The organism is Nakamurella flavida, from assembly GCF_030811475.1.
GTDB classification, from domain to species: domain Bacteria; phylum Actinomycetota; class Actinomycetes; order Mycobacteriales; family Nakamurellaceae; genus Nakamurella; species Nakamurella flavida.
The window spans coordinates 4,010,477-4,025,094 of sequence record NZ_JAUSQV010000001.1; the positions used below are offsets into that span (position 1 = coordinate 4,010,477).

At 72.9% G+C, this 14,618-nt stretch carries 13 protein-coding genes; 9 read left to right on the top strand and 4 right to left on the bottom strand.

Annotated elements, in window-relative coordinates; genetic code table 11:
* Positions 1-7 precede the first annotated feature (7 nt).
* The 4 genes from J2S58_RS17760 (at position 8) to J2S58_RS17775 (ending at position 5,306) form a co-directional block, all read left to right on the top strand.
* Positions 8-1,069, top strand: a complete 1,062-nt coding sequence (locus J2S58_RS17760) for a quinone-dependent dihydroorotate dehydrogenase (protein WP_344469947.1) — start codon at positions 8-10, stop codon at positions 1,067-1,069.
* Positions 1,069-1,905 carry an orotidine-5'-phosphate decarboxylase gene (gene pyrF, locus J2S58_RS17765; RefSeq protein ID WP_205257085.1) on the top strand — a complete coding sequence of 279 codons (837 nt, stop codon included), beginning with the start codon at positions 1,069-1,071 and terminating at the stop codon, positions 1,903-1,905. Before J2S58_RS17760 ends, pyrF begins: the two co-directional genes overlap by 1 nt.
* A gap of 43 nt (positions 1,906-1,948) precedes the next feature.
* Entirely contained in the window at positions 1,949-2,353 is a 405-nt protein-coding gene (locus tag J2S58_RS17770) for a hypothetical protein (RefSeq protein ID WP_205257086.1), read from the top strand.
* 70 nt (positions 2,354-2,423) lie between these two features.
* Positions 2,424-5,306, top strand: a complete 2,883-nt coding sequence (locus J2S58_RS17775; protein ID WP_205257087.1) for an FAD-binding and (Fe-S)-binding domain-containing protein — start codon at positions 2,424-2,426, stop codon at positions 5,304-5,306.
* On the opposite strand, the gene J2S58_RS17780 is transcribed toward J2S58_RS17775, so the two are convergent.
* Entirely contained in the window at positions 5,278-6,408 is a 1,131-nt protein-coding gene (locus J2S58_RS17780; RefSeq protein WP_240188976.1) for a Gfo/Idh/MocA family protein, read from the bottom strand. The two genes, J2S58_RS17775 and J2S58_RS17780, sit on opposite strands and share 29 nt — an antisense overlap.
* Positions 6,409-6,517: 109 nt before the next feature.
* Between J2S58_RS17780 and J2S58_RS17785 the strand changes: the two genes are divergently transcribed.
* Entirely contained in the window at positions 6,518-7,321 is an 804-nt protein-coding gene (locus J2S58_RS17785; protein ID WP_306829121.1) for an inositol monophosphatase family protein, read from the top strand.
* Here the strand turns inward: J2S58_RS17785 and J2S58_RS17790 are convergent.
* The gene (locus J2S58_RS17790) at positions 7,318-8,406 is read right to left on the bottom strand and encodes a LacI family DNA-binding transcriptional regulator (protein ID WP_205257090.1); all 1,089 of its coding nucleotides are present in this window, start codon (positions 8,404-8,406) and stop codon (positions 7,318-7,320) included. The two genes, J2S58_RS17785 and J2S58_RS17790, sit on opposite strands and share 4 nt — an antisense overlap.
* 206 nt (positions 8,407-8,612) lie before the next feature.
* Here J2S58_RS17790 and J2S58_RS17795 point away from each other — a divergent pair, with 206 nt between their 5' ends.
* From J2S58_RS17795 to ahcY, 3 genes are all read left to right on the top strand, one after another.
* Entirely contained in the window at positions 8,613-9,911 is a 1,299-nt protein-coding gene (locus J2S58_RS17795; protein ID WP_205257091.1) for an MFS transporter, read from the top strand.
* Between the two features lie 60 nt (positions 9,912-9,971).
* Positions 9,972-10,169 carry a hypothetical protein gene (locus J2S58_RS17800; RefSeq protein ID WP_205257092.1) on the top strand — a complete coding sequence of 66 codons (198 nt, stop codon included), beginning with the start codon at positions 9,972-9,974 and terminating at the stop codon, positions 10,167-10,169.
* A 190-nt stretch (positions 10,170-10,359) separates the two neighbouring features.
* Positions 10,360-11,862 (top strand): adenosylhomocysteinase, encoded by a 1,503-nt coding sequence (gene ahcY, locus J2S58_RS17805; protein WP_240188977.1) that lies wholly within the window; start codon positions 10,360-10,362, stop codon positions 11,860-11,862.
* 85 nt (positions 11,863-11,947) lie between these two features.
* Here the strand turns inward: ahcY and J2S58_RS17810 are convergent, their stop codons facing one another.
* Entirely contained in the window at positions 11,948-12,322 is a 375-nt protein-coding gene (locus J2S58_RS17810; protein WP_205257093.1) for an FKBP-type peptidyl-prolyl cis-trans isomerase, read from the bottom strand.
* Positions 12,323-12,373: 51 nt separating this feature from the next.
* The gene (locus J2S58_RS17815) at positions 12,374-13,867 is read right to left on the bottom strand and encodes a peptide MFS transporter (protein WP_205257094.1); all 1,494 of its coding nucleotides are present in this window, start codon (positions 13,865-13,867) and stop codon (positions 12,374-12,376) included.
* 95 nt (positions 13,868-13,962) lie between these two features.
* Here J2S58_RS17815 and J2S58_RS17820 point away from each other — a divergent pair, with 95 nt between their 5' ends.
* The gene (locus tag J2S58_RS17820; RefSeq protein WP_205257095.1) at positions 13,963-14,601 is read left to right on the top strand and encodes a dTMP kinase; all 639 of its coding nucleotides are present in this window, start codon (positions 13,963-13,965) and stop codon (positions 14,599-14,601) included.
* The last annotated feature ends 17 nt before the right edge of the window (positions 14,602-14,618 follow it).

Consider the following 14,618-nt stretch of genomic DNA (forward strand, 5'->3'; position numbering starts at 1 on the left):
CGAGCAGATGCTCTACCGGGCGTTGAGCCGCGCCGTGCTGTTCCGCCTCGGCGGGGGTGATCCGGAGCGGGCGCACCACCTGACGATGGCGGCGCTCGCCCGGATCGGCCGGGTCGCGCCGGCCCGGCGGACGCTGGCGCGGCTGCTGGACACCCCCGCCCCGCGCCGGGTGTTCGGGCTGGATTTCCCGTCCCCGGTCGGGCTGGCCGCCGGGATGGACAAGAACGCCGTGGCCGTCCAGGCCTGGCCCGCCCTGGGGTTCGGGTTCGTCGAGGTCGGCACGGTCACCGCGCACGCCCAGCACGGCAACCCGCAGCCCCGGCTGTTCCGGCTGCGGACCTCCGAGGCCATCGTGAACCGGATGGGGTTCAACAACGAGGGTGCGGCGGCCCTGGCCACCACGTTGGCCGCGGCGGGTCCGGTCGGCGTGCCCATCGGGGTGTCCCTCGGCAAGTCCAAGATCACCCCGGTGGCCGAGGCCGTCGAGGACTACCTGACCTCGCTGCGGCTGGTCCACCCGTACGCCGACTACCTGGCCATCAACGTCTCCTCGCCCAACACCCCCGGGCTGCGCTCCCTGCAGGACCGGGCCCCGCTGGACGAGCTGCTCGGCGCGATGACCGCGGAGGCCGCCGCGCTGGCTCCCTCCCGGCCGGACGGCCGCCCGGTGCCGGTGCTGGTCAAGATCGCCCCCGACCTGACCGACCACGCGGTGGCCGAGGTGCTCGAGGTGTGCCAGGACCGCGGCGTCGCCGGGGTCATCGCCACCAACACCACGCTCGACCGGTCCGGGGTGTCCACCACCGAGCTGGGGATGGCCGCCGAGGTCGGCGGGCTCTCCGGTCGGCCGCTGCGCCGGCGGGCTCTGGGCGTGGTGCGCTTCGTGACCAGCCACAGCGATCTGCCGGTCATCGGGGTCGGCGGGATCAGTGACGTGGATGCCGCCCTGGCCATGCTCGACGCGGGCGCCAGCCTGCTGCAGCTCTACACGGGGTTCATCTTCGGCGGGCCGGGCCTGGTTCGGGACATCAACCGGGCCGTCGCGGCCCGCGACGCAGGGGAGAACTGATGGGGCAGGACGCGTTCGGAGCCCGGCTGGCTGCGGCGACGGCGGCCCGTGGGCCGCTGTGCGTCGGGATCGACCCGCACGCCGCACTGCTGGGCGCGTGGGGCCTGGACGACACCGTCGCCGGGCTGGAGTCGTTCGCCCGCACCGCCGTCGAGGCGTTGGCCGACACCGTGGCCGTCCTCAAGCCGCAGTCGGCGTTCTTCGAGCGCTTCGGCTCGCGCGGGGTGGCCGTGCTCGAACGGGTCATCGCCGACGCGCAGCAGGCCGGCGCGCTGGTGCTGGTCGACGCCAAGCGGGGTGACATCGGCTCGACGATGGCCGCCTACGCCGACGCGTATCTGGGGGACGGCTCGCCGCTGGCCGGGGACGCGGTCACCGTGTCCCCGTTCCTCGGCTTCGGCTCGCTGCGTCCGGCGGTCGACCTCGCGCTGGCCACCGGCCGCGGGGTGTTCGTCCTGGCGCTGACCTCCAACCCGGAGGGCGCCGCGGTGCAGCATGCCCGGGCCGCCGACGACCGCCGGGTCGCCCAGGTGATCGCCGACGAGGCCGCCGCGGTCAACGCCGGGGCCGCGCCGCTCGGTTCGGTGGGACTGGTCGTCGGCGCGACGGTCGGGCGCACCGGGGTGGACCTGACCGCGGTCAACGGCCCCCTGCTGGCCCCGGGCCTGGGGGCCCAGGGGGCCACCGTGGACGATCTGCGCGTGGTCTTCGGGGACGACCTGTCCGCCGTGCTGCCCACCACCAGCCGCGAGGTGCTCGGGGCGGGCCCGGGTGTCAGCGCACTGCGTGACGCCGCCCGCCGCCAGATCGACGGGCTGCGCGCCGTCATCGGCTGAAAATCGCTGGCCATCCGGTGGCGGGCATCCGCAGACTCCGGGGATGGCCAGGCGACCCCGGGGTGCGACGTTCGCCGAGATCGTCCGGCAGGTCCGCGAGGCCCCGGCGGCCGTCGTGGTACCGGTTCCGCTCCTCCGGGGCCCCGACGGGCGTGCCTACTTCGCGATCGAGGAGGAGGAGATCGACCCCGACCGCGCGCTCGCCCTGGTCGCGGCGGGAGCCCTTGTCGCCTGGGACTACTGCGGCGGGCTCGGGCACGGGCCGTGCTCGCCGCTGGACTGGTTCGACGCCCGGGACCGGGCACGGATGGTCGCGGCCGGCCCGCCCTTGCTGCGTGATGCCGATGCCGGCCGGGGACATCTGGTGGAGCTGTGCGCGCCGGACGGCCAGGCCCTCGTCCTGGCCATGCTGGATGTGCGGTGGGGGGACCTGATGTACCGGCGGTGACCCGGGCCGGGATCTGCCGCCCGTCGTCGGTGGGCGCCGGTACCGTCGGGTCACCGAGCGGGGGAGGGCCATGACCGACCTGGTGTCCTCCCGTGCGCCCGACCGGCGCGGTGACCCGGAGCCGGCGCTGGTCGAGCTGCGTCGAGCCCTCGGCCCCCGCCTCGACACCGCCCCCCGCCGGTTGGCCGAGTACTCCTCCGACGCGTCCAACTACCGGGTCGTGCCGACGGCGGTCGTCTTCCCGGCCGATGCGGACGACGTGGTCGCGGTGCTGGAGGTGGCCGGTGCCCACGGGCTCCCGGTGACCGCCCGCGGCGGCGGCACCTCGGTCGCCGGCAACGCCGTCGGACCCGGCGTGGTGCTGGATCTCTCGCGTCACCTGCACCGCATCGAGGACATCGACCCGGTCGCCCGCACCGCCCGCGTGCAGCCGGGGGTCGTGCTCGCCGATGTGCAGCGCGCGGCGGGTGTGCACGGTCTGCGCTTCGGGCCCGACCCGTCCACCCACGCCCGGTGCACCCTCGGCGGGATGATCGGCAACAACGCCTGCGGCCCGCACGCGGTGGCCTGGGGTCGCACCGCCGACAACGTCCGGTCCCTGGACGTCCTCGACGGCCGGGGCCGCCGCCTGCACCTGGCTCCCGGGTCCGGCCCCGCCGGGCTCGATGCGTTGATCGGTGCGCATCTCGCGGTGGTGCGCACCGAGTTCGGCCGGTTCGGTCGCCAGGTGTCCGGCTACTCGCTCGAGCACCTGCTCCCGGAGAACGGGCGCGATGCGGCCCGGGCGTTCGTCGGCACCGAGGGCACCTGCGGCATCGTGCTGCAGGCCGAGGTCGACCTCGTCCCCGTCCCGGCCGTCACCGCCCTGGTCGTCCTGGGCTACCCGGACATGCCCTCCGCCGCCGACGCGGTGCCCGCACTGCTCGCGCAGGGTCCGTTGGCGATCGAGGGCATGGACGCGCGGCTGGTCGACGTGGTGCGTCGCCACCATGGCACGGTCCCCGAGCTGCCCGCGGGCCGAGGCTGGCTGTTCGTCGAGGTCGGTGGGGAGACCACGGCCCAGGCCGCCGACGCCGCTCGTCGGATCGTCGCCGGGGGCGGCACGGGCGCGTCCCGGGTCGTCCCCACCGGTCCGGAGACGCGGGCGCTGTGGCGGATCCGGGAGGACGGCGTCGGGCTGGCCGGGCGCACCCCGGACGGCCGCCCCGCCTGGCCGGGCTGGGAGGACGCCGCGGTGCCGCCGGCGTCGCTCGGGGCGTACCTGCGGGACTTCGCCGCGCTGATGGCCGACCACGGGGTGGACGGGTTGACCTACGGGCACTTCGGCGACGGCTGCGTGCACGCCCGCCTGGATCTGCCCATCGGTTCTGCGTCCCACCGCTTCCGGGCCTTCCTGGTCGACGCCGCCGTGCTCGTCGCCCGGTACGGCGGGTCGATGTCGGGGGAGCACGGTGACGGTCGGGCCCGGGGAGAGCTGCTGCCGCACATGTACTCCCCGGCCGCCCGGGCCCTGTTCGCCGACGTGAAGGCGCTGTACGACCCGCTGGACATCCTCAACCCGGGCATCGTGGTGCGGCCCGCACCACTGGACGACGACCTCCGGCTCGTCGGCGCCCGACCCAGTCCCGCGCTCGGCTTCTCCCTGCTGAGCGACGACGGCGACCTGAGCACCGCGGTGCATCGGTGCGTCGGGGTGGGAAAGTGCCGTGCCGACACCTCGGCCGCGGGCGGGTTCATGTGCCCGTCGTACTTGGCCACGAAGGACGAGAAGGACTCCACCCGGGGCCGAGCCCGGGTGCTGCAGGAGATGGTGAACGGCACCCTGGTCCGCGACGGCGCCCGGTCGGCCGAGGTCGCCGAGTCCCTCGACCTGTGCCTGTCCTGTAAGGCGTGTGCGTCCGACTGCCCGGCCGGGGTGGACATGGCCACCTACAAGGCCGAGGTGCTCTTCCGCCGGTACCACCGGCGTCTGCGGCCGGTGGCGCACTACGCGCTGGGATGGCTGCCGCGGTGGACGCGGGTGGTCGACCGGCTGCGGCTGGCGCCGGTGATCAACGCGCTCGCCGCCCGACCGGCCCTGCGGTCCTGGGGTTTCCGCGCTGCCGGTGTCGACACCCGCCGCAGCGCACCGGTGCTCGCCCCGGAGAGCCTCCGGCGATGGTGGCGCTCCACCTCCTGGCAGCAGTCGGCGCAGCAGGACCGACCGCCTGTCCTGCTGTGGACCGACTCCTTCACCGACGCGTTCACCCCGCAGGTCGGCCGGGCGGCGCTGGAGGTCCTGCGGGACGCCGGGTTCACCGTCACCATCCCCGCCCGTCCGGTCTGCTGCGGGCTCACCTGGATCACCACCGGGCAGCTCCCCGCGGCCCGGAAACGTCTGCGCCACAGCGTGGACACCGTCATCGACCACGTCGACGCGGGCGGCCTGATCGTCGGGCTGGAACCGTCCTGCACGGCGGTGCTGCGGTCGGATCTGACCGAGCTGCTGGCCGAGGACCCCCGCGCCGCCCGCGTCGCCGCCGCCACCCGGACCCTGGCCGAGGTGCTGACCCAGGCCGCGCCGGATTGGAAGGTCCCGGATCTGGGCGGGGGAGAGGTGGTGGTGCAACCGCACTGCCATCAGCACGCCGTCCTCGGTTTCGACGCCGACCGGTCCTTGCTGGAGCGGGGTGGGGTGCACAGCACCGAGATCGCCGGTTGCTGCGGGCTGGCCGGCAACTTCGGGATGGAACGCGGCCACTACGACGTCTCGGTGGCGGTGGCCGAGAACGGGCTGCTGCCCGCGTTGCGGGACCACCCGGACGTCCCGTTCGTCGCCGACGGATTCTCCTGCCGCACCCAGGCCGAGCAGCTCGCCGGGCGCCCCACCCGCCACCTGGCCGAGTTGTTGGCCGACGGGGTGCGACGGCGGGACCACGGATCGATCAGGCCGTCGCCGCCCGGCTGCTGCTGACCGCGTCGACCGGGTGGGCACCCAGGTGCTGTTCCGGCCGCAGGTGTACCGGAGCGCCACCCTGTGCCGCGGACCGGTAACCGGCGGCGAGGCACCGCACCACATCCAGTCCGTGTCGGGCCGAGGCCGCGGTCGGGCGGAGACCTCGGGCCGCGGCCACGAACGCCGCGCACTCTCGATCGAACAGCGCGGAATGCGCGATCTCGGGCATCTCCGGGGAGTACGGAGTCCGGCCGCCGGACCACGGCTGAGGCTCGGGATCACGCCAGGACGACCACCCGGCCGGCAGGCCACCACCCGGTCGGGACAGGTACAACCGCGACCGGTGCGGCAGCAGCCCGGAGTGCAGCACCCCGTCCGTCCCGTACACCGACATCTCCCAGGACTCGAACCAGGGCAACGGGTCCCAGGCCGAGAAGTCCAGCGTCACCACCCGGTCGGGGTAGTGGAACACCGCCGCGGCGACGTCCTCCCGGTGCGCACCGGGGATCGAGGCCGGGAGCCTGACGACGACGGCGTTGACCGCTGCGGGCATCCCGAACTGACGCACCACCAGGTCCACCTGATGGCAGCCGATGACGAAGAACGCGCCCCCGAGATCGCCGGGTCGATTCAGGTGGTCGGTGCCTGCTTCGCCGAGGCTGCTGCCGCCGTGCACGCGGACCTGGTGCACCGAGCCGAGCAGGCCCCGCCGCAGCACCGTTCCCGTCAGCGCGACGGTGTCGCTGAAGCCGAAGGTGTAGCCGATCTGGCAGACACCCCCGGTCCGTTCCGTGGCTCGGACCAACCGGTGCAGGTCCGCCTCGTCCCGTCCGCCCGGTTTCTCCACCAGGACCGCCTTGCCGGCCTCGAGGGCGGCCACGGCGTGATCGACCATCTCCCGCGAGGTGCTGTGCACCAGGACCGCGTCCACCTCGGGATCGTCGAGCAGGTCGGCCCGCCGGCGGACGCGGAGCCCGAAGGTGGCGGCGAAGGAGGTGACCACCGGGTCGTCCTCGGCCACACCCATGAGCCGGACCCCGCCCATCCGACGCAGCGCCCGCAGCCGCGCGGACGCGTGCGGGTGCGTCACCCCGAGGAACCCGACGCCCAGCCTCCGCATCGCCCCACCCCCGACCGACAATCTGCTCGGTGGTCTATGGGGCGGCGGTGAAGCGCACCGGTCGCCCCCGGGCGCGGACGGAGCACCCCCCGTCGATACGGTGGGGTCTGTGACCGGAGCCGAGAAGTCCCCGTCCCCGTCCGATCCCGACACCCGTACCGACGCCCAGCTCGCCGGTGACCTCGTCACCGGAGCCGGGGAGATGGCCGCCCGGATGCTCCGGGCCGGGCTGACCGTCGACGAGAAGACCAGCATCAGCGACGTCGTCTCCGACGCCGACAAGGCGGCCGAGCAGTGGATCGTCGACGAGCTGGCCCGGGTCCGCCCGGACGACGGTGTCGTCGGCGAGGAGGGCGCGGCCGCGCCCGGCCGGCGCACCTGGATCATCGATCCGGTCGACGGCACCTACAACTTCGTCTCCGGCCTGCCCGCCTGGTGTTCCGCGCTGGGCCTGGTCGACGGGGACGAGCTCCTGCTCGGCGCGGTCTACCAGCAGACCACCGGCGAACTGTGGGTCGGCGGACCCGGCCACCCGACCACCTTGAACGGGGTCCCGGTGCCGCCGGTGCAGGACGCCGAGCTGGCCACCATCTCCATCGCGACCTACCTGCACCCGGCCCGACTGGCCGAGGACGCGGTGCGTGAGCCCATCCTGGCGGCCATCGGAGGGGCCGCCTCCGTCCGGATCATCGGGTCCGGCTCGATCGAGCTGGCCGCGGTGTCCGCCGGCCGGCTCGGGGTCTGGTTCCACCTGGACACCTTGAGCTGGGACTGGCTGCCCGGGGCCGCGCTGATCACCGCCGCGGGCGGGGTCGTCGACGTCTTCCACCACAACGGCCACCGCTATCACATGGCCGGTCCGCCCACCGCGGTCGCGCAGGTCAAGCGGGCCGTGCTCGCCGTCGGCAGTTAGGTGGTCGCCCGCGGGGGAGCGGTCGTCGCCCCGCGGTGGAACGTGCAGGTGAAGGCCACGCCCTCCGGCGCCGCACCGTCCGCGGCCTCCGGGCCGTCCAGCAGGGCCAGTACGGCGCGCCCGGCGGCCCGGCCCTCCTCGGCCGCGGGCTGCACCATCGTCGTCAGGTCGTGCGGGACGGCGTCGTCGACGCGCACCCCGTCGAAGCCGACCACGGACAGATCCTCCGGCACCCGCAGTCCGCACTCCTGGGCGGCCCGGATGACCCCGGCGGCCAGCAGATCGCTCTGCGCCACCACCGCCGTGGGCCGGTGGGCGGGATCGGCCAGCAGGGCGTGGCCGGCGAGAACGCCCTCGTCCACGTAGCTGCCCGCGGCGACCACCCCGCCCGCGGCGGGGAACACGTCGCGAACGCCGAGGATCCGTTCGTCGGCGACCATGGTCGTGCTGGCGGCGATGCGCTCCGCGGTGAGCGGTCCGCGGGTGCGATCCAGATCCAGCGGCAGGGTCACCATGGACACATCCCGATGGCCGAGATCGGCCAGGTGACGGGCCAACTGGGCGGTCGCGGCGCGGTCGTCGATCGACACCGAGAGCACGCCGGGCACCACCGGTCCGCCGATGGCGACGATCGGCACGTCGCGGCGTCGGGCCTGCTCGATCGTCCGGGCGATCGCGGGGCTGCACGCCACCAGCACGATCGCGTCCATCACCGTCGTCTGCACGGCGTGCGCGCTCTCGCCCATGTCGGCCAGCAGCAGCAGGGCGCGGCCCTGCGGGGAGACCTCCTGGGCGATGCCGTCCAGCACGGCGATGTTGATCGGATCGCGGAACGCCTCGAGGACCCGTTCCTGCAGCACCACCCCGACGATGCCGGAGCGCCCGGACCGCAGCGACCGGCCCCGGGGATCCGGCCCGGCGTAGTCGAGCTCCGCCGCCGCGGCCCGTACCCGCTCCCGGGTCGACTCGGCCACCGGGCCCGCGCCGCTGAAGGCCAGCGACGCGGTGGACACCGAGACCCCTGCCCGGGCGGCCACCGCGGCCAGGGTCGGGGGTCGGGCAGCCGTCGTGCCGCTGTCCGTCATCGCTGCCTCCTGACCTGGACGACCGGCTCCCACCGGAGCGGTCGGGTGGCTTGACCGCCCGGGACTCCGCTGGTTAGCGTGGTCGAATCGTTTCGATCGTATCGATTCGACCCCGGATGTCCAGCGGCCCACCCGGCCGGCCGATCGCCACCCGCCCCCACCGGGGCCGCGTGCACGATCACCACCAGCACGAAGCGAGGACTGCGATGACCCAGGACGCACCGGCGACCGGGAGCGGCGCACCACCCGCCCCCGGCGCGGTCGGGTCGGCCCCCGGGGCCGGGACGCCCACGCCGCTCACCCGACGGCAGCTCAGCGCCTGGCGCAACGCCCTGTTCGTGATCTTCGCGATCTCCGGGGTCGCGCTGTCCAGCTGGGTGTCCCGCACTCCTGTCATCCGCGACATGCTCGGCGCGAGCACCGCGCAGATGGGGTGGATCGTCTTCGCGCTGGCCGTCGGCTCCATCGTCGGTCTCACCCTGTCGACGCCGGCGCTCACCCGCTTCGGGCCGGGCCGGACCATGACGGGGGCGATCACCGTCGGCGCCCTCGGCATCGTGATCACCGGCGTCGGAGCCAGCACCCTGCAGAGCCCGCTGCCCGTGGTCCTCGGTCTGGCCCTCCTCGGCGCGGGCATGGGCATGACCGACGTGAGCATGAACGTGGACGGCGCGGCGAACGAGCGGGCGTTGGGTCGGACGGTCATGCCGCTCTTCCACGCCGCGTTCAGCCTCGGCACCATGGCCGGCGCGGGTCTCGGTGCCCTCGCCGAACTGGCCGACGTGCCGGTCTCCGTCCACCTGACGGTGATCGGCGTGGCCATGGTCGTCACCATCCTGATCTCGGTGCGGTACCTGCAGCCGCATCCTGATCTGCCCCCGGCCGACAGCCCGGAGAGTGCCGCCGTGCCGCACGGGTGGCGGGCCCGCCTGGCCATCTGGCGGGACCGGCGCACCGTACTCATCGGGCTGATCGTGCTGGGCATGGCCTTCGCCGAGGGCAGCGCCAACGACTGGCTGACCCTGGCCATGGTCGACGGGCACGACGTCACCAACGCCACCGGCGCCTTCGTGTTCGGCCTGTTCGTCACCGCGATGACAGTGGGCCGGGTGGCCGGGGTGTTCCTGCTCGACCGCTTCGGTCGCGTCCCCGTGCTCCGGGTGTCGGCGGTGTCCGCCGCGGTCGGCCTGTGCCTGGTGATCTTCGGGCCGAACCCGGTCATCGCCGGCATCGGTGTCGTCCTGTGGGGTCTGGGTTCCGCGCTCGGCTTCCCGGTCGGCATGTCCGCCGCGGCCGACGATCCCGCCACCGCGGCCGGTCGGGTGAGCGCCGTGGCCACCATCGGCTACTTCGCCTTCCTCGTCGGCCCGCCCAGCATCGGCTTCCTCGGCGAGCACTTCGGCCTGCTGCACGGCCTCCTGCTCGTCCTGGTGCTCGTCGCCGTGGCCGGGATGGTCTCGCCGGCCGCGCGCGAGCCGAAGGGTGCCCGGCACGGAGCCCACTGACCCTGCACCACCGCACGACCGACCGGGCCCGGCCGGGGCGGGCTGGCTAGGGTGTGCCGCATGAGCACCCCCCGGCCCAGCTCCCCCCGCGACCGGGCCCTGGCCGTCGCCCTGTGGGCCGTCATCGGCGCGTTCGTCGGGGTGGCCGCCGGCATCTGGATCTGGAACCCGGCGGCCATGGCGAGCATCGGGCTGGTGGCCGGGGCGCTGTACGGATTCCGGGCGACCCGCGACAAGGTGCTCCCCGAGGAGGACTGACCGCGGGGATCCGGCACCGGCCTGTCCGGCAGGCCACAGGTCCCCGGTGGCGTCCGCACGGTAGAATCAGCCCCGACATGCACGCCCTGTGTCTCTGAGACACCCGGGGCGTCCGGTGCAGGGCCACAGCCCGAGTCCGGCCCAGCGCGCCGTCTCGCGCGGTGCCGACGACCACCGAGGAGTACCCGTCTTGACCACTGCCACCACCACCGATCACCTGCAGATCGACCGCATCGGCGATCTCGACTTCAAGGTCGCCGATCTCTCCCTGGCCGATTTCGGCCGCAAGGAGATCAGCCTGGCCGAGCACGAGATGCCCGGGATGATGGCCCTGCGCCGCGAGTACAGCGAGGTCCGCCCGCTGGCCGGCGCCCGCATCTCCGGCTCCCTGCACATGACGGTGCAGACCGCCGTGCTCATCGAGACCCTGGTCGACCTCGGCGCCGACGTGCGCTGGGCGTCCTGCAACATCTTCTCCACCCAGGACCACGCCGCCGCCGCGGTCGTCATCGGCCGCAACGGCACCCCGGAGAACCCCACCGGTGTGCCGGTCTTCGCCTGGAAGGGCGAGACCCTGCCGGAGTACTGGTGGTGCACCGACCGCATGCTGCGCTGGCCGAACGCCGCCGACGGCAGCGTCCAGGGCCCGAACATGCTGCTGGACGACGGCGGCGACGCGACCCTGCTCATCCACAAGGGCGTGCAGTACGAGAAGGCCGGCGTCGTGCCCGCGCTGTCCGAGGAGGACGCGGACTACACCGAGGAGTACTCGGTCATCCTGGACCTGCTGCGCGCCTCGCTGTCCGACGACCCGCAGTACTGGACGACGACCTCGCCGTCCATCATCGGCGTCACCGAGGAGACCACCACCGGCGTCAACCGGCTCTACCAGCTGGCCGCCGCGGGCGAGCTGCTCTTCCCGGCCATCAACGTCAACGACTCGGTGACCAAGAGCAAGTTCGACAACAAGTACGGCATCCGCCACTCCCTGGTCGACGGCATCAACCGCGCCGTGGACGTGCTCATCGGCGGCAAGGTCGCACTCGTCGCCGGCTACGGCGATGTCGGCAAGGGCGCCTCGGAGTCGCTGCAGGGCCAGGGCGCCCGGGTGATCATCGCCGAGGCCGACCCGATCTGTGCGCTGCAGGCGCTGATGGACGGTTACGAGGTCGCAACCGTCGAGTCCGCCGTCGAGCGCGCCGACCTGATCATCACGACCACGGGCAACAAGGACATCATCGGCGTCGACCACATGCGCCGGATGAAGCACCAGGCGATCCTCGGCAACATCGGCCACTTCGACAACGAGATCGACATGGCCGGGCTGGCCCGCTCCGGTGCGTCCCGCATCGAGATCAAGCCGCAGGTCGACGAGTGGCGCTTCCCGGACGGCCACACCGTCATCGTGCTGTCCGAGGGTCGGCTGCTGAACCTGGGCAACGCCACCGGGCACCCGTCGTTCGTGATGAGCGCGTCCTTCTCCAACCAGGTCATCGCCCAGATCGAGCTCTTCACCAAGCCCGACAGCTGGGACAAGGAGGTCTACCGCCTCCCGAAGTCCCTCGACGAGAAGGTCGCCCGTATCCACGTCGAGGCCCTCGGCGGCGAGCTGACCCAGCTCACCAAGGACCAGGCCGAGTACATCGGGGTGGACGTCGAAGGCCCGTTCAAGCCGGAGCACTACCGGTACTGACGGTCCGGCACGACCTGTCGTCCGGAATGCAGAACGGGCCCCGCGGATCTTCGCGGGGCCCGTTCTGCGTCCAGGTGCAGCGGGGTCAGCGCACCGCGAGCAGGTCGATGATGAAGATGAGGGTCTTGCCGGACAGCCGGTGCCCGCCTCCGGCCTGGCCGTACGCCAGGTGCGGCGGGATGGTCAGCTGGCGGCGGCCGCCGACCTTCATGCCGGGGATGCCGTCCTGCCAGCCCTGGATCAGGCCGCGCAGCGGGAACTCGATGGACTCGCCGCGGTTCCAGGAAGAGTCGAACTCGTCACCGGAGTCGAACTCGACGCCGACGTAGTGCACCTCGACGGTGGCCCCGGGGACGGCCTCGGCACCGTCGCCGACGGTCAGGTCGGTGATCTGCAGCTCGCTGGGGGCCGGGCCGTCCGGGTGCTCGACGGTGGGCTTGGACGATGAGGACTGGGTCATGGGCTCATCCAATCACCCGGCTCGGCACCCGATCCGCGGCGGGGGAGTCGGTCAGCGCACCCCGCCCATCTGCTTGCGGATCATCGGGGTGATCAGCGCCAGGACCACCGCGGCGGCCAGGGCGATCAGGCCCAGGGTGAGGAAGTACGGCACCTGGCCCTGCACGGAGTAGCTGCCGGCCAGCACCCCGGCCATCGTCGTGCCGAGGGAGATCGACAGGAACAGCAGCGCGACCATCTGGGTCTGGAACTTCGCCGGGGCCAGCTTGGTGGCGAGCGACAGGCTCACCGGGGACAGGAACAGCTCGGCCACGGTGAAGGTGAACAGGACACCGATGAGGCCGAGGATCGGCGCACTGTTGGGGACGTCGCTGGCCATCGGGATGAAGAGCAGGAACGCCAGGCCCATGACGGCGACGCCCACCGCGAACTTGATCGGTGTGGACGGCTGCCGGTCACCGAGTTTCGTCCAGATCGCCGCGAACACCCCGGACAGGATCAGGATGAAGATGGGGTTGATGGACTGCACCCAGCCGACGGGGAAGTCCCAGCCGAACAGGTTGCGGTCGAGCTGCTGGTCGGCGTAGATCGTCACCACGGTGAACTGCTGCTGGTAGAGCGACCAGAACACCACGCTGGCCAGGAACAGCGGGATGAAGGCGAGCACCCGGCGCCGCTCCACCGCGGTCACCTCCTTGCTGGTGAGCAGCAGCGCGAAGTAACCGATGCTGGCGATGACCACCACGATCACGACGAGGTCGTCCAGCCGGGCCAGCGGGATGACCCCGGTGACGATGAGCATCAGGACGACGAGCACGGGCACGGCGGCGATCAGCAGCACCCGGTTCAAGCTTCCCGTCGGCAGCGGGTTGGCCACCACGTTGCCGGTCTCGGGCAGCTTCTTGCGCCCGGCGGCGTAGATGCCGAGCCCGATGGCCATGCCGACCGCGGCGGCCGCGAACCCGATGTGGAACCCGTAGCGGGTCTGCAGGAAGGCCGTCAGCAGTGGGCCGAGGAAGGCGCCGAAGTTGATGCCGAAGTAGTAGACGGAAAAGCCGGCGTCGCGGCGCGGATCCTCCTCGCGGTAGAGCGAACCGACCAGCGAGGTGGCACTGGCCTTGACGCCGCCGCTGCCGATCGAGATGCAGATCAGCCCGACACCCACGCCGGCCAGCCCGGGCAGGATCGACAGGGCGATATGTCCGGACATCACCAGGGCGGCGCTGGAGAACAGCACCCGCTCCCGGCCCATCACCCGGTCGGCCAGCCACGCGCCCAACACCGTGGACAGGTAGACCATCCCGCCGTAGGCGCCGACGATGCCGGTGGCCACGTCCTGGGACAGACCCAGCCCGCCCTCGGCGACCGAGTAGTACAGGTAGAGCAGCAGGATGCCCTGCAGGCCGTAGAAGGAGAACCTCTCCCACATCTCGACCGAGAAGAGGGTGGCCAGCTGACGCGGCTGTCCGAAGAAGGTGCGGCCACCCCGATCGGGTCCGAGGAAGTCGTCGTCGACGGCGGAACGATCACGGGGCGACTGCGTCATGGCGACACTGTGACACGGACCACCGGGCACTGCGCGGGAGGGGCCGCACCTGCGGTCGGGCCGGGTCCGCCGGTGCTCCCCGTAGGGTGCTCGCCGTGGCTGAGCTGGTGGTTCTGGAAGGTCTGGACGGATCGGGGAAGCAGACGCTGACCCGGCGGATGATCACGCACTGGACGCAGCAGGGGAGGCGGGCGACGAGCCTGGCCTTCCCGCGGTACGGCGCCGACGTGCACGCCGACCTCGTCCGCGATGCGCTCTACGGGCGGCTCGGCGACCTCAGCGAATCCGTGCACGGTGCCGCAGTGCTCTTCGCCCTCGACCGACGGGCCGCGGCGGGGGAGATCCGTCGTCTGCTGGCCGAGAACGACGTCGTCCTGCTCGACCGGTACGTCTCGTCCAACGCCGCCTACGGCTCGGCCCGGCTCGGTGCCCCGGACGACGCGGCCGTGCTGCGGGACTTCCCGGTCTGGGTCCGGGAGCTGGAGATCGACCGGTTCGACTGCCCGGTGCCGGACCGTCAGCTGCTGCTGGCCACTCCCACATCGGTCGCCGCCGACCGGGCCCGCGCCCGCGCCGCGACCTCCGAGGACCGCGCACTGGACCAGTTCGAACGGGACGCGGCCCTGCAGGAGCGCACCGGACGGATGTACCGCCACCTTGCCGCGACGTCCTATCTGTCGCCGTGGACCGTGCTGGAACCCGGGCCCGACGGGACGGTCGCCGTTCCGGACTGAGCCCGGGCGGGCGGCGC

Bases quoted from the DNA above. Each gene is read 5' to 3' on its own strand.
- J2S58_RS17760 (WP_344469947.1), top strand. From the start codon at position 8: ATGCTCTACCGGGCGTTGAGCCGCGCCGTGCTGTTCCGCCTCGGCGGG.
- pyrF (WP_205257085.1), top strand. From the start codon at position 1,069: ATGGGGCAGGACGCGTTCGGAGCCCGGCTGGCTGCGGCGACGGCGGCC.
- J2S58_RS17770 (WP_205257086.1), top strand. From the start codon at position 1,949: ATGGCCAGGCGACCCCGGGGTGCGACGTTCGCCGAGATCGTCCGGCAG.
- J2S58_RS17775 (WP_205257087.1), top strand. From the start codon at position 2,424: ATGACCGACCTGGTGTCCTCCCGTGCGCCCGACCGGCGCGGTGACCCG.
- J2S58_RS17780 (WP_240188976.1), bottom strand. From the start codon at position 6,408: ATGCGGAGGCTGGGCGTCGGGTTCCTCGGGGTGACGCACCCGCACGCG.
- J2S58_RS17790 (WP_205257090.1), bottom strand. From the start codon at position 8,406: ATGACGGACAGCGGCACGACGGCTGCCCGACCCCCGACCCTGGCCGCG.
- J2S58_RS17795 (WP_205257091.1), top strand. From the start codon at position 8,613: ATGACCCAGGACGCACCGGCGACCGGGAGCGGCGCACCACCCGCCCCC.
- J2S58_RS17800 (WP_205257092.1), top strand. From the start codon at position 9,972: ATGAGCACCCCCCGGCCCAGCTCCCCCCGCGACCGGGCCCTGGCCGTC.
- J2S58_RS17810 (WP_205257093.1), bottom strand. From the start codon at position 12,322: ATGACCCAGTCCTCATCGTCCAAGCCCACCGTCGAGCACCCGGACGGC.
- J2S58_RS17815 (WP_205257094.1), bottom strand. From the start codon at position 13,867: ATGACGCAGTCGCCCCGTGATCGTTCCGCCGTCGACGACGACTTCCTC.